Origin of the sequence: Dactylosporangium sp. NPDC000521, assembly GCF_042898305.1 — a bacterium.
Lineage (GTDB): Bacteria > Actinomycetota > Actinomycetes > Mycobacteriales > Micromonosporaceae > Dactylosporangium.
On sequence record NZ_JBIAYW010000009.1, the window covers coordinates 1 to 26,969 of the forward strand.

Here is a 26,969-nt window from a genome sequence, read left to right on the forward strand (position 1 = left end):
AGCGTGCCTTCATGTACCTGGCCACCATCGACGTCGCAACCATCAAAATCTGGCTCCGCGACCTCACCACCCGAGATCCAAGAGACACGGCCTAGCGTGCCATTACCGCAACTGTCAGCTATCTCGACGCGCTTACGTGCCTCAGGCGGCGACGTCGCGGCGGAGCTCGCCACGACCGGTCGGTGGACTACCGTTGACACGAGTCGCTCGGCGATGGAGGTGCGGGAATGAGTACGGAAGGCGCCCGAGCGCCGCTTGGGTCGCGCTACGCGGACCAGCGTCCATACGTCGTCGTGACCGACCTGGGCGAGTTGCATGGTCCGACCACCGGTGAGGTAAGCCTCGACCGGCGGTTGAACTGGTCGGGACGGGCTGTCTACGACCTCGGTAACCCACGACGGTTGGCGAGCATGTACGAGACGGTGCTTCGCGAGGCCACACATGTCGAGGAACTCCAGACATGGCTCGACGGCCCGACGCTGCAGAGGCTCTGGCGCGACCTTGTGCTGCCGCCGCAGGTTCGGCAGCTCTGGGAAGCGCAGTTTCCCAACCTCGCCGCCACAAGGCGGCCTGCTGCCTAGTGATGCACGACAAAGGACCAACGCACCGACGGCTCGCAGAGATCGGACTCCGGGCCGGCGGACAGCACGGGTTCGCGCTTGCCGGCGGTCACGCCGTTGCCGCCCACGGCATCCTGCAGCGTCCGAGCGAGGACGTCGATCTCTTCGCCGACTGGCAACGACGGGCCGACTTTCCCGCCGCGGTCGAAGTCGTCATCGCCGCCTACGTGGCAGCCGGCTACGAGGTAGAGATCGATCACCGCACGGAGACGTTTGCCCGGCTCTACCTCACGCACCCGGCAGAGCAAAGCGAGCACCACCGAGTCGAGCTGGTCGCCAACTGGCGTTCGCAGCCGCCGGTGCAGATGGACATCGGCCCAGTGCTGCACGCTGACGACGTCATGGCCGGCAAGGTGGACGCCCTGTACAACCGCGCCGCCGCGCGCGACTTCCTCGACATCGATGCCGCGATCGCAAGCGAGCGTTACACGCTGGATCAGTTGTGCCAGCTTGCCGAGGTGGTTGACGCAGGCTTCGACCGGGCAATCTTCGAGCAGATGCTGCGGTCGATCACACGATTCGATGATGAGGATTTCGCCGAGTACGGTGTCAATCCTGCCGAGGTTTCGGCGCTCCGGGATCGCGTTGACGGATGGCGGGCACAGCTGTCGAAGGCCCGAGACGCGCCGGGCCATTAGCGGGCCATTGATCCAGGCGAGGGCCGGGCCGCTCCAGGCCGCTCGCCGCAGGCGAGACCTGGCGGTTCACGCGTCTGGTGAGGGTGACATGTACGGTTCCCAAGCTGACAGTGAGGGTTCGATTCCCTTCACCCGCTCGGACGCAGAGGCCCTGGTCAGGACGTAAGTCCAGCCAGAGCCTCTCGTGTGTCAACCGACTCGAAACCCGCCGTGGGCCATGAGTGGGCCATTGCGGCGACTGTCAGCCGTGCGGATCGCGCTTGCCCCTTCTGGCGGCCATCGTGGCTCTCCCATGGGTCGCTCGTCCCGCGGTGTATTGGCGCGCCTCGGTGAGCGCCGCTATGACCTGGTCCAGTGCCTCGGCGTTGAGGAGTGTCCGGCATTGGTCGGCGTGCGGTAGGACGCGCAGGTCAACGGCGGCGCTGCCGCGGTCCTGCTGGACCATGACGATGATCAGGCTGAGCTGGCCAGGGGAGTGCTCGACGGTGGCGGTCTGGCGGTGTGGTATCTGCGTGACGCTCATTGCGTCGTCATGGCGTTGCGGTCAGCGCTGGATACCTCGCCGCTGAGCCACCTGCGGATGGATTCGTGAACATGGTGTGGTTTGTCGGGCACGGTCCTGGTCTCCCGGTTGTTCGGTTGCTTTCGAGGCGGTCGGCGACTCGTGGGGTGCCTATAGCATCGATGCTATGACCTGGAGTGCCGTGGAGTTGGAGCCAGAGGTTCGGGAGTGGCTCGAAGAGCTGACGACTGTGCAGTTCGCCCGAGTGGCGTTCTACATCGACCTCTTGGCAGATGATGGGCCACTGCTCGGTGCAGCCGTACACCGAACAGCTCGACGGAAAGCTTCGTGAGCTGCGGTTTCACCTGGAGCGTGACGCCGTACGGATCACCTATTGGGTCGCATCAGGAGAGCGGATCATTCTTCTCACGGTGTTCCGCAAGACCCGCGACCGTGAGACCAGTGAGGTCAAGCGGGCTCGGCGGGCACTGGCGCGATGCATGGCCGAGATGCACACCGTCGAAGAGGGAGTTGAGGGATGAGCGGCCGCGGCGATTGGAACGAACTGCGCAGCCGGCGGATGGCCGAGCCGGGGGCTGCTGAGGCATACGAGTCGACCAAGCTCGCGTTCGAGTTGGGGCGGTCGGTTCGGGAGCTTCGCGAACGCCGTGGCTGGAGTCAAACCGAGCTGGCGGAGGCGGCCGCGATGACGCAGTCTGCGGTGGCACGCTTCGAGGCCGGCGGCACAGTACCGACACTGCCAGTTCTGGAGCGCCTGGCACGAGCCCTCGACGTCGAGCTGGCGGTCGGATTTCATGCCAGGCCTGATGCGGCATGATTCTCGCCGTCGTGGTTGAGGCGCACCAAGCATCTTGAAACTTGTTGCCGGTCGGCGCCTGTGCTGTGACGAGCGCGCGCCGTTGCTAGGGAGCCAAATACGAAGCAGTTGGACGGCAAGCTGGCAAGTAGGGGCATGGTGGGCGTGGCGCAGTCCGATTTCGTTCGAAGATCTCGGTCGCCGGTGCAGGGCCAGAACGCCGACGGTACCGTCACCGCGACCGCGGTCACGGAGACCAGGTAGCGTCCTGTGGCTATCTTGGCGGCGTGCGCCGCTACCACTTACGAGACCGCGTCGCCGGCCTCGACCCGGTGCGCGACCACGCCGAGATCGTCCGCCTGCTCATGTTCCACGAGTTCCCGTGGGACGTGCGCATGGCCGGGCGCCTGATGATCTGGCACCTGTACGCCAACCCGTCCGTCGCCGCCGCGGTCGGCCACACCGACGCCCTGCTGGAACGGGCCGAGATCACGTCGCTGACCTTCGGCGACCTCGTCGAGCACGGCCTGGACTCCCCGCGCGGCCGGGCGATCCTGCGATGGGTCAACCGCAGCCACCGCGGCACCCCGGTGACCGCCGAGCACAACGCGTTCGCGCTGGCCGCCCTGGCGGTGACGCTGACCCGCTGGCTGGACCGCTTCGGCTGGCGGGCGCTCACCCCGGGCGAGCGCACCGCGCTGGCCGTGTTCTACGCGGAGCTCGGCCGGCGGATGGGCGTGCGCGCCCTGCCCCGCTCACCGGACGAGCTGGCCCGCGAGCTGGAGCGGGCCGAGGCCGGCTTCGCCTTCAGCGAGGCCGGTCAGCTGTGCAGCGAACGCACGCTGGCGATGGCGAGGGCCCGGGTCCGGCCGTGGCTGCGCCCGCTGGTCCGCCCGGTCGTGGCCGCCCTGCTGGCCCCGGGCACCCGAGCCGCCGTGGGCCTGCGCCCGCCGCCCCGGCCTGTGCGGGCTGCGGTGCACGCGGCCCTGCTCGCCCGCCGCTGGGTGGTGCGCCTTCTGCCGCCCCGGGCGACGCCTACCACCCCGCGGACCCGGCGCGGCCTGGCCGATCAGACGCCGGCGTAGGAGTGCGGGCTGCGCACGCCAGTTGGCTCAGGGCGTTCAAAGGCAGCGGCCCGGAGGCGTTCGCCTCCGGGCCGCTGGGTTCGATCAGTGTCAGGTGAACATGAAGTTCGCGGTGTGGGTGGTGCCGTCGATCAGCGTGACGACCAGCCGGCCGCACGTCTTCGCCTGGGTCTTCTGGGTCTTCCAGACGTAGTTGTACTGGTCGGCTGCCGCGTCGTAGGTCAGCGAGCTCGACCCCGCCGTCACCGTCGTCTCCACCGGGTCCTGCGCTGCGGAGGTGTCGCACGCCACCGTCTGCAGTGCGGGGGCGCCGCCGGTGAAGATGTTCAGGCCCTGGTTGCCCGAGAGGCCGAACTTCACCGGGACCGCGCTGCCGGCCTTCACGACGTTGAGCTTGTCGACGTTGATCGGCGAGCCGAAGTCGTGCCAGCCGTACACCACCTGGTAGGTGGCGCTGACCGGGGCGGCCGTGTTGCCGGCGCGGTCACGGCCACCGGTGCAGGTGGCGGTGAAGTAGCCGACCTTCGGGCCGCCGGTGACGGAGAGGGTCGCGGCCTTCGCCACGCCGCTGCCCGCGTCGGTCGTCGTGCAGGCGGGCGTGACGGACACGCCGAGCGTGATCTGCTGGCCCTGGGTGACGCCGGTGACCGCCACGGTCGGCGCGGTCACGTCCTCGGCCTCGGTGACGGCCTTGTACGCGTTGACCAGACCGTGCCCGAAGAAGCCGTTGACGTTCGGGTTCGCGGGGTCGACCTTGCACCGGCCCTGGGTGTAGTCGGTGCCGGAGGTGGGGCAGGCCAGCGGGATCGCCTGCTTGCGCAGCAGCTCGGCGATGTAGTCCGGGGTCGCACCCGGGTGCTTGGACACCAGCAGCGCGGCGACGCCCGCCACGTGCGGCGACGCCATCGAGGTGCCCGAGAGCGTGCGGTAGCTGCTGACTCCGGTCGAGGGGGACGTGGAGTAGATGCTCGAGCCGGGTGCGGCCACGTCCACGGCCCCGAGGCCGAAGCTGGAGAAGGACGACCGCGCCGGCTGCGTGGTCAGGCCCGGAGCCCACGGCCCGACGGCCGTCGCGGGGACGGTCGGCTGGGTGGTGGAGGAGACCGTCACCACGCCGGGCAGCTCGCTCGGCAGGTCGAGGCAGCTCGGGTCGAGCGTGCGGCGCACCGGGTTGGTGTCGTCGGGGCTCGTCGTGTCCACCGTCTTGTTGGCGAGGTCCTGGTTCTCGTTGCCCGCCGCCGCCACGTTGAGGATGCCCTGCGCGGTGGTGTAGCCCACCGCGCGGCGGACCGCCTCGACGACCGGCGCCTGGTCGGCCTGGCTCTCGCACCAGTACAGCCACGGGTCGATGTAGTAGCTGTTGTTCGTGACCTGGATGCCGTGCTCGGCCGCCCAGACGAAGCCGCAGATCGCGTACTCGGGGTAGATGAAGCCGTCGGAGTTGACCACCTTGATGGAGGCCAGCTTCACGCCGGGCGCGACGCCGACGATGCCGACGCCGTTCTTCGCCGAGGCGATGGTCCCGGCCACGTGCGTGCCGTGGTAGTCGGCGGTCAGGCTGGTGGGCCGCCACGCGCCCGGCGTCGTGTCGGGAGCGCCGGTGCCGACGCAGCTGACGGACTTCGACTGGTCCACCACCGGCGCGAGGTCCTGGTGGTTGGCGTCGATGCCGTCGTCGAGCACCCCGACCGTGACGGTGGGGCTGCCGAGGTTGGCCTCGTGCGCCGCACGCGCGCCGATGAGGACCATGTCGCTCTGCCGCGTCGCGTTCTCCAACGCGTCCGGCGTGTAGTCCTCGACGGCCTCGGCGTCCTCGGCCAGGGCCGGCAGGGCCGCGGTCCGGGTCGCGCCCACGGAGAGGACGGCGGCGCCCTGGGCGGCGCCCTTCACCGCCTGGACGAACGAAGGATTCGTGGAGCGTGCGATGACGACGCCGATCTGGGCGTACGACACCGTCACCGTGCCGCCGGCTGCGGTGACGGCGGCGGCGGCGTCCGCCGTCCGATCCTTGCTCACCGCGTTGACGACATAGCTGAGGTTAGGGCCGGTGGTTTCGGCCGCCGCGGCCATGGGCGCGATTGTTGCGCCCGCCACGACGGTCGTTGCCGCTGTTGCGGCTAAAAGGGCATACCTGGGCAACCGGGAATTCAATCCTGGCCTCCTGCGAAACGGGGGGTGACCCCGTGTGGTGATTGGGGTACGGCGATCGTATTGGTGCCGTCAGGTGAATATCACTCGTCTGTACGGTGGATATTCACCGCCGCTCGGAACGCTCATTTCTTCGAATTGAACGAACGCGGCCCAAGGAATGGGAAGCCAGGTGTCGGAAAGCGAGTTGGCATTTCGCGATTCGAAATGAACAGAGGGCCGGCGGCGAGGAAACTCGTCGCCGCCGGCCCGGAGCGGTGGTTACGACGCCGAGGCCTGCTCCTGCTGGTTCGCGTTGTTGGTGGCGCGGGTCGAGGCGTCACGCAGGGCGCCGGCGACGTTCTGCAACTGCACCCGGTGGGTGTTGAGCCAGTCGTTGCGGAAGCCGTCGGCGTCCGCGCCGATCCACTGGGTGCCGTCGAGCTGGCCGGTGAGGGTGCTCGCGATGGTCTCGATCTCGTCCGCCTTCGCCGAGAGCTGGCTGGCGAGTGTGCGGACGGCCGAGATGTCCATCCCTGTCAAGCCGGACATGGTGCTCCTCTCATCGTGTTCCTACTGGGTTCAATGGCTGGCTTCATCGGTGATGCCGACCTGCACGACCGCGGTCGTGCCGCCCCGGACGAACAGCGCCCGCCCGGGTGGGAAGTCCGCCCGGTTGAGCCGGGGCGGGAACGGCGTGCGGAAGCGGTCGCCGTCGTTCATGTCAGGGGCGAAGGCCAGGCCGTACCGGCCGGCGCGGACCTGGCCGAGGATGCCGTAGCTGGACGTCAGCGCCGAGGATTCGCCCTCGGCGACGACGAACACGTCCTCGTCCCGGCAGACCTTCAGCAGGTCGTTGAGCGGCGCCTCGGCCATGCCGGCGAGCTCGACGACGTTCTCCAGGAACACCGCGGCCCGCCGCCCGGCGCTGCCGGTGAGGTCCTCGGTGAGCTGCTTCGCGAGCCGGTTGACCTCGTCGGCCCCGGCCGCCCGGTCGGTCCAGAACGGCGACGCGGCGAGCCTGGAGCGGCGCTGGGCGCTCAGGCAGTGCAGCCGGATCGCCGGGTCCCAGCGGCGGAGCGCGGCCGCGAGGGTACGCAGGCCGGTGGTGCGGCCGGACTGGGGCGCGCCGATGACGAGGAACACTCCTTCGGGAGCGAACGGCTGCGGCTGCATGGTGGCGGCGGCGACGCCGAGCACCGGCAGTTCCCCGAGGGCGGCCGGCAGCAGGTCGATCGGGACCCGCTTCGGCACCTCGGCGACGGCCGGGGCGGGTCGTACGCCGGCCTGGGTGAGGGCCCGGGCGAACTCCCGCAGGTTCGCGGCCTGGCTGCCGACGTCGGCCCGCGCGCCGAGCAGCGCGACCTGCAACTCCGCCGCGGACGCCGCCGACGCGCCGCCGAGCAGGCCGCGGCCCGGTGGTGAGCCGGGCTTGAGCACGTCCGCGGGCAGGTTCATGCCGTGGTACTCGTTGGGGTCGGCCATCCGCAGCACCACCCGGGTCTGCACGGCCGACGACAGGACCGACGGCACCGAGGCCGGGCGGTCGGCGGTCAGCACGACGTGGATGCCGACCGGTCGGCCGTCGACGGCGATGGCGCAGAACGTGTCGAACAGCCGCGCCCGTTCGCCGGTCTCGTACGCCTGCCGGAACGCGGCGACGCCGTCGACGAGCAGCAGGATCCGGGCCTCGTCGGGGCGGCCGAGGGCGGCGGCGCGGTAGTCGGTGATGGTGCCGGCGCCGGCCTTGGCGAAGCGTTCGGCGCGTTCGGCGACGAGCCGGCTGAGCTCGGTCAGCAGCCGGGCGATGCGCTCGTGCTCGGTCGCGCCGAGGATGCTGCCGACGTGCGGGAGGGGTTCGAGCATGTCGAGGCCGCGGGCGCCGAAGTCGAGGCCGTAGACGTGGCAGGGGCCGCCGCGCACCGACGTCGAGCCTGCCGCGACCGCGATGGTGCGCAGCAGGGTGCTCTTGCCGGATCCGCCGGTGCCGTACACGGCGAGGTTGCCGTCGGTGTCCGGGCGGAACGCGACCGGGGGCTGGGCCTGCTCGTCGGGGTCGTCCTGGATGCCGAACACGAGCTCCTGGTCGCCGCGTGACACGGGCACCCGGGACGGGTCGGAGAGGTCATAGATCTCGCCGAGCGGCGGCAGCCACGGCTGGGCGGGCCGGCCGATCCGGGCCTGCACCCGGGCGCCTTCGAGCGCGGCGACGAGCCGCTGGATGTCGGTGCGGCCGAGGTCCGCGGGGGTCTCGTCGAGCGCGCGGTCGGGCGGCTCCCAGACGGTCCGCACGCCGAAGCCGAGCTCCTCGACAAGGATCTCCGGCGGGTCCGGCTCGTCGCGGGTCCACCCGCCGGCGTAGCCGGTCTGGAACGGCACCAACCGGCCGGGGCCGGTTTTCGACACGGCCCGGCCGGGGACGGCGGAGTCGAAGTAGGCGGCCTGCGGCGAGCCGAGCACGTCGACGCTGTCGGACTCGTCGGCGGTGCGCAGCGCGAGCCGCAGGTTGGTGTTGGCCCGCAGGTTGTCCTTGATGACGCCGGCGGGGCGCTGCGTGGCGAGGATCAGGTGGACGCCGAGCGACCGCCCCCGCTGTGCCACGTTGATCATCCCGTCGACGAACTCCGGCAGCTCGGTGACGAGGGCGGCGAACTCGTCGACGACGATGACGAGGCTCGGCGGTGCGTCGGTGATGCCCTTCTTCTCCAGCTCCACCAGGTCCTTGGCGCCGTGCAGGGCGAAAAGCTTCTCCCGGCGGCGCAGTTCGGCGGCGAGCGACACGTGCGCGCGGCGGACCTCGTGCGGGTCGAGGTCGGTGACGAGACCGACCTTGTGCGGCAGGTCGGCGAGGTCCTTGAACGCCGACCCGCCCTTGTAGTCGATGAGCAGGAACGTGAGCCGCTGCGGGCTGTGCGCCGCGGCCATGGCGAGGATCCACGACTGCAGCAGCTCGCTCTTGCCGGACCCGGTGGTGCCGCCGACGAGCGCGTGCGGCCCGTCCGAGCGCAGGTCGAGGGCGTGCGCGCCGAGCGCGGACCGGCCGATCACGGCGCGCAGCGTGCCGGCCTGCTTCGCCGGCACCGGTGGGGCGAACGGACCGGTGACGATCGACCGGCTCGCCTGCCAGCGTTCGATGACGACAGCCGGGTCGGGGCTGAGCGGCTGCTCGGTGACGGCGAGCAGCGGCACTGCCCGCGGCAGGTCCGTGTCGTCGTCGAGGCGGGCGCCGACGTCGACGAGCGGGGCGAGCCGCCGGGCCAGCTCCGCGGCGGTGGCCGGGTCCAGGTACTGGACCTGCAGCGGGTCGACCCGCTGCCCGTCGTGGGCGAAACCGGCGTAGGCGCCGGCGCCGGAGGGGTTCAGCTCGACGTACGTGCGGCAGGCGGCGGGCAGCCGGGTGGTGTCGCCGGCCAGCCACAGCACGTGGATGCCGTGCGCGGCGCCGTGCTCGGCGAGCTCGACCAGGCGGCTGCGCTCGACCGGGGCGTCGTCCTCGACGAGGACCAGCAGCGCCGGCAGCGGCCCGGCGGTCTTGCCCTGGCGGGCGGCGAGCAGCTCTTCCAGAGCCGACGCCAGCGCGATCCCGCTCTCCGGCCCGGACGCGAGGTGCCGCGCCGGCAGCGGGCTGTGCGCCGAGGTGGTGTGCGGCAGCCACTTGAGCCACTCCCACTGCGGCGCCGCCGCCGGTGAGGCGAACGCGCACAGCACCAGCTCGGCCGGCGAGTGCAGGGCGGCGGCCTGCACGACCAACGCCCGGCCGGCGGCCAGCAGCGGCTCCCGCGGCCCGGCGACGCCGACGGCGCCGTGCTCGGCGGGGCGGGCCACGATCGGCACCCCGTCGACGGTGTCGTGCCGGTGGACGAGCGCGGTCAGCTCGCCGAGCAGGTCCCGCGGCAGGTGCCGGTTCGACGGCAGCTCGATGCGGTTGCGGGCGGGCTGCCGGCCGGTGCCGAGGCGCAGGTCGGCGAAGCCGGGCTCGCCCGGGCGGCGGGTCCACAGCAGCGGGGTGCCGAGCCGGACCGCCTCGACGCAGTCGGCGAGTGACGGGTGCTCGTGGTGGCGGGCGGCGACCTCCTCGGCGGCGGCCGCGGTCGCCTCCACGTCCAGGGCCTCGACGTCGTCGCGGAAGACCCGCAGCGCCTTCTTGAACGCCGACCGGCCGGCGATGGTCTGCTCGACGCTGTACCCGATCATCATCAGCGGGCTGAGCGCCACGAAGATCAGCGATGTGGTCGACTTGGTGATCGAGTACAGGATCGCGCCGAGCAGCATCGGCATGGCCAGCGCGACCAGCGGCAGCCGGGCCGGCGTCGGCCGCTGCGGCGGCTCCGGGGCGGGCCGGGTGGTCCCCTCGTAGTAGGGAGCGAGCCGCGGCGAGCGGATGAACCCCTCGGCGGCGGCGTCGCGGTCGACCGGCGCGCCGCTGGAGATCCGCACGGTCAGGTCGGTGTCGCCGATGCGGATCGTGTCGCCGGAGCGCAGGGTGGCCCGGGTGGTCTGCTCCCCGCCGAACTCGAGGCCGTTGGCCGAGCCGAGGTCGACGATCTCGGCGCTCCCGCCGACGGTGAGCCGGGCGTGCTGCCGCGACACCATCGGGTCGGTGAGGCGGACGTCGCAGCCGCGGTCCCGGCCGATGACGGTGGTCCGCGACTGCAGCACGAACTCGCGGCCGGTGTCGGGGCCGGCGGTGACGGTGATGACGGCGACCGTGTCACCGCGGCGGGTGTCGTACGTGTCGGGCGTGACCGTGACCGCGGCGGTCATCCCGGAGTGCAGGCCGCTCTCGGCGAGCTTGAGCGCCGGGTCGAGCGTCCGGTCCCGCGGGCCGGCGAGCCGCAGGGTCGGCATGTCCCGGCGGGCCGGCGGGGGCGTGCCGTGCCGGCGTGGGTCGGCGCGCAGCAGGTACCCGGCGAGGTCGCCGACGGTCGCGCCGGCGTCGACGGTGGCGAGCAGGTCGACGTCGGGTGCGCCCTGCCTGCGCAGCGTGAATTTCAGTTTCAACGGGCTCCTCCAGGCACGGCCACGGTGCGGGTGGGCGGGGCGGCGTGCCGCCGGCGCCGGCGGGGGCGCAGCGACCTCGGGCTGAGCGCGGCCCGCACCCGCCGCCACCGCCCACCGGAGCGGGTCAGCAGCCGGCGGGCCGCGTCGATCTCCCGCCAGAACTCGGCCGCCTGCGCCGGGGGCGGCTCGCCCGCGCCGTAGACGGCGGCGTCGGCGGCGGTGGCGAGCCGCCCGAGGTCGACGTCGGGCCCGGGGGCTCCGGGTCGCGCGGGGCCGACCCGGCCGAGGCCGCGATCGGCGAGCAGGACCGCCTCCTCCTGCCGGGTGCCACCGGCGGGGACGTCGGCGCCGAGGTCGCGGGCCGCGTCGACGAGCTCCCGCCAGCCACCCGAGTAGCGGCCGGTGACCGGTCCGCGGGTGCGCCGGCGGTACCGGCGCCGCGCCTTCCAACCGATGACGGCACCGGCAGCGAGCAGAACAACGAGCACCGGCGGCCCGCCGTAGGTGACGGCCGGCGCGATCAGCCGCCACCAGCGCTGCCACCACGGCATCTCGCGCCTGTCGCCGCCGGTGGTGCGCGGGTCGGTGCGGCTGGTGTCGGTGGTGGACGTCGGCTGCCGCGCGGCGTTCGGCGGCGGGACGATGATCGCGTCGGTGTTCTCGGCGGCCTGCGGCGGCTGCTGCTCGGGCTTCTTCGACACGTCCGGCATGAACTCGGTCTGCGGGACCGTCGCCCAGCCGCCGGCGACGTGCACCTCGACCCACGCGTGCACGTCGCTGCCGCGCACCACCCCGCCCGGGCCGGGCGTGGCGCCCAGCACGACCCGGGCCGGCATCCCCAGGTAGTTGGCGACGAGGGCGTAGGCGGCCGCGTACTGCTCGTCGTTGCCGACCGGCCGGTTGGCGTTGAAGAACGCGGTGAGCCGGCCGAGGCTGTGCCCCGGCAGGTACTGGCCCTCTCCCGGGCCGCCGTCGGTGTAGGCCCCGTTGGCGCGCAGGTAGGCCGCGACGGCCCGCAGCTGGGCGGTCCGGCCGGCGGCGCCCCGGGTCCAGGTGGCGACCTTGCTGGACAGCAGCGCCTGGGCGCTCTCGGTGAGGGTCGGCCGCCCGGCCGGCTGGGCGTCCTCGGGCAGGGGCACCGGCGCGACGGTGGTCCGCACGGTGTAGCTGTCACCGGTGGCGAGCCGGGCCGTGACGAGGCCGGTCGACGCGGCGAGGTTGACCCGGAGGCTCTCGGCGAGCGCGGCCCGGCGGGCCCCGGCGAACTCGATCGACCCGGCCGTGCCGGCGCCCGGCAGCCACGGGTTCAGGTCGGTCGCGGCCGCATAGGCGGCGGCGATCGTGACCCGCACGGTGGTGCCGCCGACCGGTCCGAAGGTGGTGCCGACCCGCTGGTAGCCGCCGTCGGTGCGGCCGGTGCCGCCGCCGGCCCCCCACACGGAGCCGTCGTAGTCGTCGAGCAGCGCGATGCGCACCGGCGTCGCGTCGGGCAGGCCGGTGACGGTGAAGAGCGGCTGGTCCCAGAGCTGGTTGGCGTCGCGCGTGTATTTGCGGAAGCCCACCAGCGGGCTGGGATAGGCGCCGATGTCGAACGGCGGCACCACCTGGTCGCGGAGCACCTCCCGGTCGGTGCCGGCGGCGAGCACCGGCCCGGCGGCGGAAGCGGCCGCGGCGGCGAGCCCGAGGACGGCGGCCCCGGCGAGGATCCGGCCGGCCCGCCGCCCGCCGCGCGCACGGCCGGAGCCGGCGACCCGGCCGAGCCGGACGGTGGTCCAGAGCAGGGCGAGGACGGCGAAGCCCACGCCGTCGGCGAGCCGCGCCGCCGGCTCGTGGGTGCCGAGCAGGATGACCAGGCCGAGGGTGAGGGCGGGCACGGCGACCGGGGCGGCGGCCCGCGCCGCGGCGGCCCGGCCCGGTGCGGGCGCGACCCGCAGCGCCACCGCGGATCCGGCGGCCCCGCAGACCAGGCCGAGGATCCACGGCACGACGACGAGCCGCGCCTCGGTGACCGGTGGCAGGGTGGTGAGCAGCTGCTTCCACCCGTACACGGCGGACTCCGCGAGCGTCCGGACGGTCCCGGCGGTCAGCGGCGCCCCCGGAAGGACCAGCGGCACGCCACCGGCGAAGAACGCCACGACGACCGCGGCGGCGAGCACCAGCACCGGCTTGCGCGCGGCGCTGACGAGGTGGCTGAGCAGCAGGCCGGCGCCGAGGCCCGCGCCGCCGACGGCGAGCCAGGTCCGTCCGGCGAACGTGGTGGCGAAGCCGAGCAGGGCGAGCGCGCCGAGCGCGGCGACGAACCCGGCGTCGGTGAAGTCGGTGCGGGTCGTTCTCATCGCAGCAGCCCCGGCAGGTCGGCGAGGTCGGGCAGGGTGACGACGGTGAGGGCGGCGTGCGCGGCGAGCCGCGGCCGGGCGCCCGGGTCGACCCGCACCGCCACGGCCGGCATCCCGGCGGGCAGCTGGGCGCAGGCGCGCCGCAGGTCGGCGAACGTGGGCCGGGATCCGGTGACGACGACGGCGTAGGTGGCCTCCGGCACGGCCCGGACTCCGCGGGCGACCTGCTGCGGCAGCCCGCCGGCGCCCAGGTCCGCGCGGGCGCAGGTGTCCAGGACCTTCTGCCGGTTGCGGCGGGAGGCGAGGTCGCTGCCGGTCCAGTGCGGCCCGGCGAGGAGCGTGACGTCCACGGCGTCGTCGACCGAGCGGACCGCGACCGACGCGGCCGCTGACACCGCCGTCTCGAACTCGTCCGGGTCGCCGTACGCGTCCGCGGTGTCGTCGACGACGACGAGCAGGCAGGTGCGGCGGGTGTCCTGGAACTGCCGGACGAGGAACGTGTCGGCCTTCGCCGAGGAGCGCCAGTGGATGTACCGGCGGTCGTCGCCGGGCACGTACTCGCGCAGCGTGTGGAACGCGAGGTCGCTCATCGACACGTCGTTGGTGGTGCGGCCCTCGAGGTCGCGCAGCAGCCCCTGGCCGACCGGGTCGAGCCGGACCGTCGCCGGGTGCACGAACACCTCCTGCCGGCCGGCCCACTCGACGCGCCGCTGCAGCAGCCGCAGGGGGTCGCCGCGGACGCTGGTCGCCGGACCGACGGGGATGACACCGCGGCGCCGGGCCTGGATCTCGAAGGCGTTGGCGTGGGTCGCGCCGGCGGCGAGCCCCGGCACGGCGAACACCTCGAGACCGGCGCCGGCGCCGACCTCGAGGGTGAAGGGCAGCATGCGGCGCGGCGCGACGTTGGTGACGGTGACGGTCACCGGGGCGTGCTCGCCGGTGACGACCCGGCGGCGCTGCGGCGCGACGTCGACGGTGATCGCGGTCCGCCCGACCGTGAACAGCGCCGCGATCCCGAGCGTGAACAGGCCGGTGAGGCCGGCGGTGACGGCCTCGATCCAGTCGGCGTAAGCCCCGGCGGCCAGCGCCAGCACCGACCCGGCCAGCACGAGCCGGCCGAGCGGGGTCGCCGCCCGGACCGCCCCGGCCAGCCGGTCCGCGACGGGCGGCAGCCTCATGCGGCCCGCTCCAGCGGCGGCGCCACCTCGTAGAAGATCTCCCGCAGCACCTGGTCGACGGTGACCCCGTCGAACTGGGCCTCGGCGTTGACCAGGACCCGGTGCGACAGCAGCGGCTGGGCGAGCATCCGGATGTCGTCGGGGGTGACGTAGGTCCGTCCGTGCGCGATCGCCCACGTCTTCGCGCACCGCACGTAGGCGAGGCAGCCGCGGGCGGAGACGCCGAGCTTCACGTGCTTGTGCTGCCGGGACGCCTCGGCGATGCGGCTCACGTACGCGAGGATCTCGTCCCGGACGTGCACGTGGTCGGCGAGCCGGCTCAACGGCTCGAGGACCCCGGCCGCGATGACGGGGCGGACGTCGGCGGCCCGGTCCCGCACCGCGGAGTCGCGCAGCAGCGCCACCATCGCGTCGTGGTCGGGGTAGTCGAGGCCGGCCTTCATCAGGAACCGGTCGAGCTGCGCCTCCGGCAGCGGGTAGGTGCCGGCCTGCTCCACCGGGTTCTGGGTGGCGATGACCATGAACGGCCGGCCGACCGGGTAGCGGGTGCCGTCGACGGTCACGTGCCCCTCGTCCATGACCTCGAGCAGCGCCGACTGGGTCTTCGGCGACGCCCGGTTGATCTCGTCGGCGAGGACGATCGAGTGGAAGATCGGGCCGGGCATGAACTCGAACCGCCGGGTGCTCTGGTCGTACACCTGGACGCCGGTGACATCGGAGGGCAGCAGGTCCGGGGTGAACTGGATGCGGGAGCTGGTGCCCTTGACGGTGTTGGCGAGGGCGCGCGCGAGGGACGTCTTGCCGGTGCCCGGGTAGTCCTCCAGCAGCAGGTGCCCCTCGGACAGCAGGCAGGTGAAGGCGAGCCGCACGACGTGGTCCTTGCCGAGGATCGCCGTGTTGACGTTGGCGACGAGCCGGTCGAAGGTCTCGCGGAACTTCGCCGCCTGTTCGGGTGTGACGTTCATGAGGGGTTCCTTTCCGGGCCTACCCGGGCCACGTGAACTGCCCGGTGACGCCGCCGCAGGTCGCGGAGACCCATTCGCCGGGGTAGCCGTACCAGTTGCTGGAGTCCTTGGTCTGGTTCGAGGTCCACGTGCCGCTGACGAAGCCGCCGGGGCCGTGCTGGCTGTTGAAGGTGCAGGTGACGTTGCCGGGGAAGTTCGCGGTGGTGACCCGGATGTAGCCGCACGACGGGTTGGAGCAGGTGCCGGCGCCGCGGCAGGCCGCCCCGCCGCCGCCCCCGCAGGCCGCGCCCTTGGAGACGGTGACGGTCGCCGGTGCCGGGCCCGTCGTCTGCGTGTGCGACTGCGTGAGGGTGGCCCGGCCGGCGTCGGTCACCGTGACGGTGATCGTGTCGCTGGCGTTGTAGCCGACGACGTCGCTGCCCGAGTAGCTCCAGTAGCCGTTGCCGGTGGTGTACGTGTCGGTGCGGACGCTCGTGCGGACGGTGACGGTCGCGGGCCGGCCGTTGGGGTCGACGCTGACGACCCAGTTGGCGTTGGGGCCGCTCGCGAACGTGTTGATGGTCAGGTCCTTCATCGGGCCGTAGGTCGTCACGTTCGCCGTCACCGCCGTGTTGCACGGGCTGCCGGACCCGGACCCGCCGCTGCTGCCGTTGCAGGTGCGCAGGCTCAGCCCGACGGCCTGGCCGTTGGGCAGGCCGTTGACGGTCTGCGTCGCGCCGGCCTGCCCGCCCGCCGGGTAGGTCCAGGTGCCGCAGCTGCCGCCGCTCCACGTGCAGCTGACGGTGTTGGTCGCGCCGTGCGAGGCCGGCGCGTCGAAGCGCAGCGTCGCCTGCCCGTCGCTGCCGGTCGGGGTCGCCGACGCGTTGGTGATCGGGTCGGGCGTCGACGCGGCCTCCATCTGGGTGCCGGGGCCAGCCGCGGAGCTGTGCCCGACGGAGTTCTCCGCGGTCAGCGTGTACGTGTAGACCGTCCCGTCGTTGGCGAGCCCGTCGTCGGCGCACGAGCGCGCGGTCACCGCGGCGCAGACGACCTTCCCGCCGCCGCCGGTCCGGTTGACGGTGTAGGTCGTCGGGCCGGGCCCGTTGGGGCCGACCGCCGGCCAGGACACGGTGACCGCCCGCGACGAGGAGTCCGCGGAGTCCACCGACGTGACCGTCGGCGCCGGCGGGGTGGCGGGGGCACCGGCCGACTGGCCGTCGACCGTGGCCGCCTCACCGGGGCCCTTCGCGTTCACCGCCACGACCGTGAACGTGTAGACGGTGTCGTTGTCCAGGCCGGTCGCGGTGAGGCCGGTGCCGGTCGCGGACTGCCGCCCGCCGCCGGTCCAGGTGACGTCGTAACGGGTGACCGGGGTGCCCTCGTTGGGGGGCGCGGCCCAGCTCAGCCGCAGCGTGTGGTCCTGCGGGTCGGCCGTGGCCAGGGCGGTGACCGCACCGGGGACGGTGTTGGGGGTCGCGACCGCCGACGCGGGGCTCGGCTTGCTCCAGCCGACGAGGTTGCGGGCCCGCACGGTGAACGTGTAGCCCCGCCCGTTCGTGAGGCCGGTGATCAGGCACGGCGACGCCGCGCACGCCTGGCTGCCGCCGGACCAGGCGACCTCGTACTGCTCGATGGGTGCGCCGTTGTTGGCCGGTGCGCCCCACGACAGCGCGACCGACTTGCTCAGCACGGTCCGGTCGATGGCTGGAGTGCCGGGGGCGTCGGGCACGCCGAGGACGTGCAGCGTGATCTGCCCTGTGACGTGCCGGTCGGTGCGCCCCCTGTCGGCGACGTCGGTGACCGTCACCGCGAACGTGATCGTGCCGTGCGCGTCGCCGGCAGGGGTCAGCTGGACGCTCGCGCCGGAGCTGGTCACGGTCGCGTTCATGCCGCTCGTCCTGCTCACCGACACGACGCTGATCTGCGGGTCGCGCAGCTGCGAGCGCACGTAGCGGGTCAGGTCCACGGTGGTGGGCTCGCCGGCCTTGATGCCGTCGACGGTGACGGCGCTGATCGTCGGCGGTGCCGCGGCGAGGACCCGGACGGTCAGCTCGGCGGTGACGCCGTCGTGCCCGTCGACGGCGACCGTGACGACGCCGGTCGAGCCGGGCGGCGAGCCGGCCCCGGCGGTGACCGTGCCGACGTGCTGCCCGGACCCGGCGAGGGTGACGTTGCCGGCCGGCTGCTGCTTCCAGCCGAAGGTGTACGTGAGGCCCGGCAGCGTGCCGCGGTCCGGCGCCCACACGTGACAGATAGCGGTGACGTCGAGGCTCAGCGGGGCGCCGCCCTCGACGACCGGCAACGGGTCGTCGGGGCAGTGCAGGACCGGGGTCGGCGGGCCGACCTGGACCGGCACGGTGATGACGGCGACCTGCCCGGCCGGGTCGGTCAGCGACGCGCCGTCGGTGACCTCGAACGTGAGCGCGCCGGGGCCGCTGTAACCGCCGCGCGCGGTGAGGGTCACCGCCCGCTCGCCGTCGGCCTTCGCCGTCAGCGACGGGTCCGGCGACGCCCACAACTTGTCGGTGGTGGTGAGCCGCACCGCCTTGCCGGCCGGGTCGGTCACGTAGTCGGCGAGGTCGACCTTCGCGGTGCCGTCCCGCCCGACGGTGATCGTCTTGCCGGGGGTGGCGTACGGGGCGCCGGCGCCGGGGACGGGCACGTGGATGAGCCCGATCGCGGTCGCCCCGCCCGGGTCCTTCACCTCGTAGGCGACGGTGTGCGGCACGTCGGTGACCGGGACGGTGATCCGGCCGCCGGCCTGGGTCGCGGCCGGGTCGAACACGCGGGTGACGACCAGGTCGGCGGCGTCGCCGTCCGGATCGACGCACTGCTTGACGACGTCGACGGTCACCGTGCGGGCGCCGCCCTCCACGGCCGGGTACGCGTCGAACGCGACCGGCGGGATGTCGTAGTCGCGCTGCCCGCGCACGGTGAGCGTGGCGGCCGACGGCTCACCGACGCCGTTGGTGATGGTGTACACGACGACCAGCGGCTTGCCGGTCAGCTCGGGCACGGCGACGTCGATCGGTCCGGCCGGGCCGGCGAGGGTGACCCCGGCCGGCGCGCCGACCAGCGGCTGGATGCTGACCGTGTCGGCGTAGACGTCGTTGGCGAGCACGTCGACGTGCAGCTTCGCCCCGGGCGCGGCGGTGACCTCGTCGTCGACGGCGACCGGCGGCTGCGGGGCCCCGGGCGGGGCGACCCCGATTCGGACGGTCGACTCGCCGACGCCGCCGAAGCGGTCGGTGACCCGGTAGGTGAACGTGTCGGTGCCGGCACTCGTCGGGTACGCCTGGTACTCCAGCGAGGTGGCGTTGACGCTGAGCACCCGGCCGAGGGCCGGCGCGGAGCCGAGACCGACGAGGGTGACCGCGTCGCCGTCGGGGTCGGCGCCGGTGACGGGCACCGTGACACGGATCGTCTGCCCGGCGACGGCCCGGCCCTCGACCGGCAGCGGCGCGGGCGGGCGGTTGGCGTTGGCGGCGCCCGGCAGCGGCAGCACGGTGGCCCGCAGCTGCCCGGTGGCCTGGTCGCCGGCGGTGTTGCGGACCACGTAGGCGACGCTCACCTGCAGCGGCGCGGTCACGGTCGCGGGCGGCACGTAGCGGACGAGGTCACCTGTCACGTAGGCGCGGCCGTTCACCTCCGGGTCGCTGCCCTTGGCCGAGGTGACGGTCAGCTGCCCCGGGCCGGGGGCGCCGGGCACGTCCGCGGCGAGGGACATCGGCGCGCCGCCGGGGTTGGTGTCGTTGTCGAGGACGGCGACGGTGACCACGTCCCCCGCCCGGATGGTGACCGCGTCGTCCTTCGGTGCGGGCCTGATGTCGGGCGCCTCCGGCAGCCGGGTGACGGTGACCTCGCCGGTGACGGGTGCGGTCGTGCCGTCGGTGACGGTGTAGCGCACCAGCTGCGGCTGGGCTGACGTGCCGGCGCTCAGCGCGGCGATGCGCAGCCACCGCCCGTCGACCACGGCGACGCTGAGCTGCGCCCCCGGGTTCCCGGTGTCCGCGACGGACGCACGCTGCACGAGCAGCACCCCGCCGGAGGCGGCGAAGTCGTTGGCGAGCACGTCGACCGTGGTGGCGAGCTGCCCGCGCAGCACGGCGTAGTCGGGCATCGCGACCGGTGGCGCCGGCGACGCCGGGACCGGCACCACGTCGACGCGGATCTGCCCCTTGGCGAACGGGGCGTTGCCGAACGCGACCTTGTACTCCAGCAGGTACGGGCCGGGCTTCGCGGCGGTCAGCACGACCGTGCCGTTCTTGAGGTTGGTGACGACGGTGCTGTTGGCGGGGCTGGCCAGCTCACCGGCGAGGGCGAGCCGCGCGGCCGGGTTCGCCGGGTCGGAGCCCGGCAGGTCGTTGTCGAGCGGGTGCAGGGTGATCGGCTGGCCGACCTGGCCACGGGCCACGTCCGGCTGCGCGGTCGCGGCGACGGCGTTGGTGGCGGTGGCCGCCTGCACGGTGACATCGGCGGATCCGGCGACCGGGGCGGCGATGCCGTCGGACACCTGGTAGGTGAGGCGCTGCTGGCCGCCCTCGGCCGGCGCCGTGTAGTTCAGGAACCCGTCGGGGGTGGTGGTCACGGTGCCGGCCTTCGCGGCGGCGGCGGTGAGGGCCACCGGGTCGCCGTCGAAGTCACGCCAGTCGGTGAGGACCGGCAGCGACAGCTGCCCGCCGGCCGGCACGGTCCACACCGGCGGTTTGAAGCCGGTCCGCAGCGCGGGTGCGGTGTTCTCGTCCGGGCGGCGCAGCTGCACGGTCACCGCCGCGTCGGCCGAGGAGGTGCCGTCGTCGACGGTGTAGCGGAAGTGCACGGACGTGCCGGGCTTCACCTGCGCCGGCACGGTCAGCGCGACGGACTGCCCGTCGGCGGCGATGACGACCCGCACGTCCGGGTGGTCGGGGGTGGTCACCGCGGTCACGGACAGGATCAGCCCCGACGGGTCGGAGTCGTTGTCCAGCACGTGCAGCAGCGTGGTGCGGCCCGGACGGGCGCCGAGGGTGTCGTCGACGGCCTTCGGCTTGCGGTCCGGCAGCGGGACGTCGCTCTCGTTCTTCTTGGTCTTGTCGTCGTCCACCTGTACCGGCGGCGGCCGCACCGACGACCAGTTGTCGACCCGGCGCTGGTCGGCGAGGTCCCACACGGCGCCGGTGCTGAGGTCGTTGAGGACGATCGCGCCGCGGTTGACCCGGAACACGGGCCGCTCCAGGACCTGCGCGTCCTTGAGGTTGCCCTTGGCGGCGGGCGCGCCGCCGCAGGCACGGAAGTAGCCGCCGCTGGTGCCGGACCAGGCGGCGTGGACGCAGTCGTCGAGGCGGACGGGGGCGGCCGGGTCGCCGCCGGGCGCCGCGCCGAGCGAGGTCGTGGCGCCGCTGCCGAGGTCGACGGTGAGCAGCTCCTTCCCGGTGGCGACGACGACGCCGCCGGTCGCCGGGCCGGGCCGCTGCAGGACGGTCTTGTCGTCGACGCCGGTCAGCTGGGCGGTGCCGCCGTCGATCGCCGTCAGCCGGCCGGAGACGGTGTCCAGCACGACCGGGCGGGCGCCGACGGCGGTGAGCCTGGGCCGGCCGATCGCGCCGAGCTGCCGGTACGTGGCCGCGGCGAACCCGCCGGCCGCGGGCGTGACGGTGGCGAGGCGGCCGTCCGCGGAGAGCGCGTGGACGGTGCCGTCGACGCCGACGGCGAGGACCGACTGCTCCCCGACCGTGGCGACGGGGGTGCCGGCCTGGTCCAGCTCGCTCAGCGACGACAGGCCGGCGGCGCCGTCGACGCGGACCGCCCACACCTTGCCGGACTGCGGGTCGAGGACGGCGAGGGTGCCGCCGGCCAGCCCGACCTGCTGCGCCGACGAGACGGGGACGCCACGGTCGCCGACGGTGACGCCGCGCTCGACGTCCACCGGGATGAGCCGGCCGGTGCCCTTGTCCCAGGCGGCGACGGCCTTGCCGTCCTGCACGACGTCCAGGGCGTAGGCCTGCTGCGCGCCGCCGGGCGGGTAGAGCGCGGCGTCGAGGGAGCCGGCCGGCTTGTTGAGCCGGCCGAAGAGGCCGTCCTTGTCGCTGGTGACCCAGATGCCGCCGTCGTTGAGCTCGACCCGGCGCACCGGGAACCCGGTGGCGAGGACGGCGGACACGACGAGGATCAGCGAGCCGCCGCCGATGACGAGAGCGGACGCCAGCTCGGTCCAGCGGCGGCGGGCCGCCCGGCCGACGCGGGCGAGGACCGCGGCGGGGTCTGGGGTCCTCATCGGCCGCACCCGGCCGGGGACCAGTCGACGGTGCCGTTGCCACCGTCGGCGCGGACGACCTTGACCTGCACGCAGACCTCCGTCCCGGCGGGCGCCTCGATGTCGACGGTGGGCGCGTCGACCACGCCGCTCTTCGCGCCGTCCTTCGTCCGCCAGGCGAACGTGTCGCTGTCGTACGGGGCCGAATAGGTCCAGGTGAACCGGAGGTGCGCCGGGTCCGTGCGTTCGGCGACGATCGCGGGGACGCCCGGCGGGACCAGGTCGCCGCCGGCGCCCGCGTCCTGCGCCGGTGCCGTCTCCTGCCCGGCCCGCCCGGCCTGTCCGGTCCGCTGCGCGGATGGCGTGTCACCGGTGCGGGTCAGGGCGAACGCGGTCGCGCCGGCCACCAGTACCGCCGCGGCCGCCACGACGATCCAGCGGCGGTTGCGGGCCGGTGCCTCCGGCTCGACGGCCGCGACCGGCGTCACCGGCGCGGACGGGGTCCGGCGCTGGGTGCGGGTCTCCACGCCCGGCTCGGCCGGCTTGGGGCGCCGGACCCTGGTGCGGGTGAGGAGCGCGTCGTCGTCGGCGGCCGGCGCCGCCGCCGCGGTCTCGTGCCACGGATCCTCGGCGCGGACCGGCCCGCCGCACGCGGCCTCGATGTGCTCCAGCTCCCGGACCACGTCCAGGGCGGTCGCCGGACGCGAACCGGGTGCGGGCGCGAGCATCTTCGCCAGGAACTGCTCCAGCGCGGCCGGGACGTCGGCGCGTCCGGTCCGCGGGGCGCGGCCGGCGAGGATGCGGGCCTCCATCGCCTCCGGGGAGTTGTCGCCCGACGGCACGGCGAACGGCATCCGGCCGGTCAGCAGGTTCCACAGGGTCGCGCCGAGCGAGTAGACGTCGGCGGTGATGCCGGCCGGCTCGCCCCGCAGCACCTCAGGCGGCGCCCACGGGATCGACACGGCGACGCCGCCGTCCTCGTCGCCGGGGTCCTCGTCGAGGACGCTGATGCCGAAGTCGGTGAGGCGTGGGTTGCGGTACTCGTCGGTGAGGATGTTCGCCGGCTTGATGTCGCGGTGGACGATGCCGAGCGTGTGGGCGGCCTGCAGCGCGTCGGCGATCTGCACCCCGATGCGCAGCACCCGCCGGACCGTGAACGGGCCGCGCTTCAGCAGGGTCCAGAGGTCCTCGCCCGGGCAGTACGCCATCACGATGTAAGGGCGGTCGCCGTCCTCGGCGCTGAAGAAGATCGGCACGATGTTGCCGTGGTTGCTCAGCTTGGCCATCTTGTTCGCCTCGGCGACGACCCGCGCTGACGCGCCCCGCTCCGCGCCGCGCAGGGTCAGCACCTTCACGGCGACGTCGCGCTGCTCACGCACCTGGTGGTAGCGCAGGACGACGGAGTGCCCGCCGCCGGCGATCCGGCCGCGGAACTCGTATCCGGCGATGGCCGGCGGCTGGACGTTCACTCACTCACCTCGAACCGGAACGACACGTCCTCGGTGAGGCCGACGATCGCGCCGGGCCGCAGCACCTGGCTGCCGCCGCGGGGGAGCTCCACGGGTGCCTCGCCGGGCTGCTCGACGATGGTGCCGTTGCGGGAGTCGAGGTCGACGGCGATCACGTCCCAGCCGTCGAGCCGGACCTCCACGTGTCTGCGGGAGATGTCGTTGTACGGGCTGGACAGCTTGACGTAGTGCGGCTCGTCGGCCCCGCTGCCGGACGGGGTGCCGGGGGCCCGGCCGAGCAGGACGTCCCGGTCGAGCAGGATGGTGTCGCCTGTGGACAGTCGCAGCACCCCGAGCGGCGGCCGGGCGACCCGCACCGGTGACTGCACCAGCAGCCGCTCGCCGCAGGCCCGGCAGTCGCGGGCGGCCGGGTCGTTGAGGTGCCCGGCGGGGCAGCGCACGGCGCTCACCGCCGGCCCCTGCCCGGTGCGGCCGCGAGCGGCGCGCACCGTGGTGAAGATGAGCGCGTCGTCGTCATCCGCGGCCGGTGCCGCGTGCTGCTGAACGGCCGTCGGCTGGACGGGCATCTGCTGGACGGGCATCGGCGGCGTCTGGATCACGGGCGGTGTCTCGACGAGCGGCGGTGTGTGGACGTACGGCGGTGTGTGGACGTACGGCGGTGTCTGGGCGATCGGCGGGGTCTGCACGACCGGCGGTGATGCCGGTGGCGGCGGGGTGATGAGCCAGTCGAGGTCGTCCAGGTCGATGACGTCGCCGCCGCCACGCCCCGAGGGTGCGGATTCGACGGGCCGGACGGTGGTCAGACCGATCGGCTCAGGGTGCTGCTCCTGCTGCTGCGGCGCTGGGCGGAGCTCCACGGGTGGCGCCGGGGGTGGCTCGGGGAACTCCTCCGTGCGGGCCGGTGCCGCCGTGGTGAGGCCCATCATGGCGAAGAAGCGGGTCGGGTCCTCCTTGGCCCCTTCCGACGGATCGCCCGGCTCAGAGGGACCGGCCGGCGGCTCGTGCTCCTCCAGGGGCGCGAGGCGGGTGACCAGCTCGGCGGCCAGGACGACGCCCGCGTCCAGGGGCAGCGGATCGGCGGTGCCCAACGGGGCGGCCGTGGGAGTGGCCGGACCGCCGAGGCGGACGGCGGCGACGGGCCGGTCGGTCTCGGTCTCCTCGGCGCCGGTGAGCGCGTCCGGGCGCAGCGTCGTGACGTGACCATCGACGCCGACGATCTCGGCCCACGCGTGGCCGCGCACGACGACGCGGACGCCACCGGCGCGGCGGTGCGCCGCGGCGAACGCCACCGGCGTGCCCGCAGCCGTCAGCGCCGGGGTGATCTCGGCGAGGGCGGCGCCGGCGCGGACCAGCGGCCAGCACTCGCCCACGACGGGGTCGCCGGGCGACGCGTCGGCGAGCAGCCAAAGGCCGGGGCCCGCCATGGCGAGCCAGCCGCCCGGCGTGTAACCGGCGCCGACGACCGGGTGCGCCGCCGTCACGCCCGCCGCCTCGGCGGTGTCGTGTGGATGTCCTCGTCCGGGTCCGCGGGCGTGACGTGGTCGACGACGACGGCCGTCACGTTGTCCCGGCCCCCGGCGGTGACGGCACGCCGTACCAGCGAATCCGCGGCGTCCTGAGCGCCCGGCTCGGACCGCAGGACCGCGGCGATCTCCGTGTCGGCGAGCTCCCGGGACAGCCCGTCGGAGCAGATCAGGAACCGCTCCCCGGGCGTCGGCGGAAACACCCACAGGTCGGCGGCCGGCCCCGGGTCGGTCCCCAGCGCCCTGGTCACCACGTGCTGCCGGCGGGGTGCGTCGTCCGCGAGCGAATGGTCGACGGTGATCTGCGTGAGCGCGTCGTCGACGAACCGGTAGACGCGGGAGTCGCCGACGTTGAACACCGCCCAGTGCTCGGTGCCGGCCACCCGCACGAGGCTCACCCCGGCGACGGTCGTGCCCATGCCGGTGCGGGCCGGGTCGGCGCCCGCGGAGGCGAGGATGTCGCTGTTGGCCCGGGCGATCTCCGCGCGGACGTCCTGCGGGCCGCGGTCCGGCCGGTCGGCGAGCCGCCCCAGCGCCGCGACGGCCAGCCCGCTGGCGACGTCGCCGGCGGCGTGCCCACCCATCCCGTCGGCGACCGCGTAGACCCCGGGGCCGGCGAGCGCACTGTCCTCGTTGCGGCTGCGCACCCGCCCCGTGTCGGAGGCCGCGCCGACCCGTGTCAGCACCATCAGCGACCGGCCTTCTCGCCGAACAGCTCCTCGATCCGGGCGACGATCGCTTCGCGGGTCGACGGCCGTCCCGCGTCCGGGCTGTCCACCGAGTCCGACAGCAGCCACGACCCGTCGGCCTTGCGCGCCGCGGCGAGGCCGACCTCCGGCCCGGCACCGGTGGCCGACCGGAAGACGGCGGCCGCCTCGCCGTCGCCGGTGGTGCTCTGGTCGAGGAACCGGATCAGCGGCCGCGCGAGGGGCTCGGCCGGGTCGACGGCCTCGAGGCGGTACAGCCCGAACGACCCCGGGTAGACGGCGAGGCGGGCCGCGGTGCCGCTGAACAGGTGCACCACGACGGGCCGGCCGTCGATCCAGCCGGCCGCCTCCGACACGGTGTGCCGGGTCGACAGCGCCGCGACCGCGGCGACGACGAGGTCGCCGGGGACGACGTCGCCGTCGCGTTCGGTGCACAGGTCGCGGGCGAGCAGCGACGCCATCCCGGACGCGACGACGATGTCGGCGCTCGCCTCCGGCTGCAGTTGCAGCCGCTCGCGCACGGCGTCCACCGGCGCCGCGCCGGGCGCGGCGTCCACCGGCGCCGCGTCGGGCACAGCCGCCGACCGGAGCACGAACTCGAGCTCCGCGAACGTGAACAAGGTGGTCTCGGCCATGGCCGGGTTCGCTCCTTCCGCAGTCATGAGCCGGCCTCAGAAGCCGAAGAACTTCTTGGCACCGTTGAAGCCGCCCTTCGCGATGTCCGCGACCGCGCCGCCGACGTCGCCCGCGGCCCGGCCGACGTCGGCGACCGCGCTGACGACGTGCCCGCCGGCGTCGGCGAGGTGCCGACCGGCGTCGATCACGCCGTTGACCGCGGCGAGCTTGGCCTCGTCGGGGACGAACAGGTTCCATCCGACGTCGGCGACGACGACGGCGACCCCGAGCGGCGGGAACGTGGCGAACGCCGCCGCCTCCAGCAACGGGAACGCGACGTCGGCGACCACGTCGGCCGCGGCGACCTTGGTGCCGTCCCAGTCGCCGGTCTGGCGGCCGTGCTGGATGGCGTTGACGAGCAGGCCCACGTCGATGAAGCCACCGACGACGTCACCGGCCCCGCCGAGGCTCTTGGCGATCTTCGCGAACTTCTTCGGGCCGAACTGCTCGACGAGAGCCGCGATCGCGCCGAACGCGGAGAGGGCCTTGCCGGCGAGGTCCGCGAGGTTCTTGAGCGACCAGGTGTCGTCGCCCACCGTGCAGGTGAGCGGGAAGACGCCTCCGCCGCCACCGTCGGCGCCGCTGGCGGCGCGCTGCTCGTGGGCGTTGCGGACCGCTACGACGGCCGCGGCGCGGGTCGAGCTCGCCGCCTGCTGGAGCAGCCCGGACAGCCGGTGCTGCCACAGGTCGCGGAAGTGCTGACCGTCGTCGCCGTCCCAGGAGGCACGGCCGACGGTGGCGCTCACCTCGCCGCGGATGATCTCGATGCGGTTGGCGGCCTCTTGCATGCGCTGCCCGAGCCGTTCGAGCTCGTCCGCATCAGCTCCGGACATACCCGCCATGCAGTGCTCCCGCCGGACTCATCGACCGATGTGCTTCCGCGACCGGTGCCGGCGCGCTGGTGTGATCCCCCTGTCGGCCGACCGGCGCGATAGACGTTAGTTGTCGTAAGGCGGATGTCACGGCCTGCCGGAGACGTCGGCACCTTTGGATGCGGCAGGTCAGACTGCCGGGACGGCGCCGGCTGTCGGCTCGATGCCGTGCCGCATCGAGCGTCGGCGCCGTGCACCTGAACGCCCTGAAGATGCGACCGATAGGGCGACCACCAAATCCGG

At 73.8% G+C, this 26,969-nt stretch carries 18 protein-coding genes; 5 read left to right on the forward strand and 13 right to left on the reverse strand.

What is annotated here, in order from left to right:
- The first annotated feature begins 227 nt into the window (after positions 1–227).
- The gene (locus tag ACFY3L_RS27930; RefSeq protein ID WP_389330132.1) at positions 228–581 is read left to right on the forward strand and encodes a hypothetical protein; all 354 of its coding nucleotides are present in this window, start codon (positions 228–230) and stop codon (positions 579–581) included.
- Between the two features lie 2 nt (positions 582–583).
- Positions 584–1,258, forward strand: a complete 675-nt coding sequence (locus ACFY3L_RS27935; protein WP_389330135.1) for a nucleotidyl transferase AbiEii/AbiGii toxin family protein — start codon at positions 584–586, stop codon at positions 1,256–1,258.
- Positions 1,259–1,499: 241 nt separating this feature from the next.
- Here the strand turns inward: ACFY3L_RS27935 and ACFY3L_RS27940 are convergent, their stop codons facing one another.
- Complete coding sequence (locus ACFY3L_RS27940) at positions 1,500–1,781, reverse strand: hypothetical protein (RefSeq protein ID WP_389330138.1); 282 nt, start codon at positions 1,779–1,781, stop codon at positions 1,500–1,502.
- A 290-nt stretch (positions 1,782–2,071) separates the two neighbouring features.
- Between ACFY3L_RS27940 and ACFY3L_RS27945 the strand changes: the two genes are divergently transcribed.
- From ACFY3L_RS27945 to ACFY3L_RS27955, 3 genes are all read left to right on the forward strand, one after another.
- Complete coding sequence (locus tag ACFY3L_RS27945) at positions 2,072–2,302, forward strand: type II toxin-antitoxin system RelE/ParE family toxin (RefSeq protein WP_389330141.1); 231 nt, start codon at positions 2,072–2,074, stop codon at positions 2,300–2,302.
- Positions 2,299–2,598 carry a multiprotein-bridging factor 1 family protein gene (locus ACFY3L_RS27950; protein WP_389330144.1) on the forward strand — a complete coding sequence of 100 codons (300 nt, stop codon included), beginning with the start codon at positions 2,299–2,301 and terminating at the stop codon, positions 2,596–2,598. Before ACFY3L_RS27945 ends, ACFY3L_RS27950 begins: the two co-directional genes overlap by 4 nt.
- Before the next feature lie 266 nt (positions 2,599–2,864).
- On the forward strand, positions 2,865–3,662 hold the full coding sequence (locus ACFY3L_RS27955) for an oxygenase MpaB family protein (protein ID WP_389330147.1): 798 nt from the start codon (positions 2,865–2,867) through the stop codon (positions 3,660–3,662).
- Between the two features lie 90 nt (positions 3,663–3,752).
- Here the strand turns inward: ACFY3L_RS27955 and ACFY3L_RS27960 are convergent, their stop codons facing one another.
- The 12 genes from ACFY3L_RS27960 to ACFY3L_RS28015 all read right to left on the reverse strand — a co-directional run bounded on the left by ACFY3L_RS27960 (position 3,753) and on the right by ACFY3L_RS28015 (position 26,687).
- Positions 3,753–5,678, reverse strand: coding sequence for a S8 family serine peptidase (locus ACFY3L_RS27960; protein WP_389330150.1), 1,926 nt, complete (start codon positions 5,676–5,678; stop codon positions 3,753–3,755).
- Between the two features lie 393 nt (positions 5,679–6,071).
- Complete coding sequence (locus ACFY3L_RS27965; protein WP_389330152.1) at positions 6,072–6,341, reverse strand: hypothetical protein; 270 nt, start codon at positions 6,339–6,341, stop codon at positions 6,072–6,074.
- A gap of 30 nt (positions 6,342–6,371) precedes the next feature.
- The gene (locus tag ACFY3L_RS27970) at positions 6,372–10,790 is read right to left on the reverse strand and encodes an FtsK/SpoIIIE domain-containing protein (protein WP_389330155.1); all 4,419 of its coding nucleotides are present in this window, start codon (positions 10,788–10,790) and stop codon (positions 6,372–6,374) included.
- Complete coding sequence (locus ACFY3L_RS27975) at positions 10,787–13,126, reverse strand: transglutaminase-like domain-containing protein (protein WP_389330158.1); 2,340 nt, start codon at positions 13,124–13,126, stop codon at positions 10,787–10,789. Before ACFY3L_RS27975 ends, ACFY3L_RS27970 begins: the two co-directional genes overlap by 4 nt.
- Complete coding sequence (locus tag ACFY3L_RS27980) at positions 13,123–14,304, reverse strand: DUF58 domain-containing protein (protein ID WP_389330161.1); 1,182 nt, start codon at positions 14,302–14,304, stop codon at positions 13,123–13,125. Before ACFY3L_RS27980 ends, ACFY3L_RS27975 begins: the two co-directional genes overlap by 4 nt.
- Positions 14,301–15,269 carry an AAA family ATPase gene (locus ACFY3L_RS27985; protein WP_389330164.1) on the reverse strand — a complete coding sequence of 323 codons (969 nt, stop codon included), beginning with the start codon at positions 15,267–15,269 and terminating at the stop codon, positions 14,301–14,303. Before ACFY3L_RS27985 ends, ACFY3L_RS27980 begins: the two co-directional genes overlap by 4 nt.
- A gap of 19 nt (positions 15,270–15,288) precedes the next feature.
- Positions 15,289–21,501, reverse strand: coding sequence for an Ig-like domain-containing protein (locus ACFY3L_RS27990; RefSeq protein ID WP_389330167.1), 6,213 nt, complete (start codon positions 21,499–21,501; stop codon positions 15,289–15,291).
- Positions 21,498–22,949 carry a serine/threonine-protein kinase gene (locus ACFY3L_RS27995; RefSeq protein ID WP_389330170.1) on the reverse strand — a complete coding sequence of 484 codons (1,452 nt, stop codon included), beginning with the start codon at positions 22,947–22,949 and terminating at the stop codon, positions 21,498–21,500. Before ACFY3L_RS27995 ends, ACFY3L_RS27990 begins: the two co-directional genes overlap by 4 nt.
- Positions 22,946–24,430, reverse strand: coding sequence for an FHA domain-containing protein (locus ACFY3L_RS28000; RefSeq protein WP_389330173.1), 1,485 nt, complete (start codon positions 24,428–24,430; stop codon positions 22,946–22,948). Before ACFY3L_RS28000 ends, ACFY3L_RS27995 begins: the two co-directional genes overlap by 4 nt.
- Entirely contained in the window at positions 24,427–25,161 is a 735-nt protein-coding gene (locus tag ACFY3L_RS28005; protein ID WP_389330176.1) for a PP2C family protein-serine/threonine phosphatase, read from the reverse strand. Before ACFY3L_RS28005 ends, ACFY3L_RS28000 begins: the two co-directional genes overlap by 4 nt.
- The gene (locus ACFY3L_RS28010) at positions 25,161–25,814 is read right to left on the reverse strand and encodes a hypothetical protein (protein WP_389330179.1); all 654 of its coding nucleotides are present in this window, start codon (positions 25,812–25,814) and stop codon (positions 25,161–25,163) included. The genes ACFY3L_RS28005 and ACFY3L_RS28010 overlap by 1 nt, the downstream gene beginning before the upstream one ends.
- Positions 25,815–25,850: 36 nt before the next feature.
- The gene (locus ACFY3L_RS28015; protein WP_389330182.1) at positions 25,851–26,687 is read right to left on the reverse strand and encodes a hypothetical protein; all 837 of its coding nucleotides are present in this window, start codon (positions 26,685–26,687) and stop codon (positions 25,851–25,853) included.
- Between the last annotated feature and the right edge of the window lie 282 nt (positions 26,688–26,969).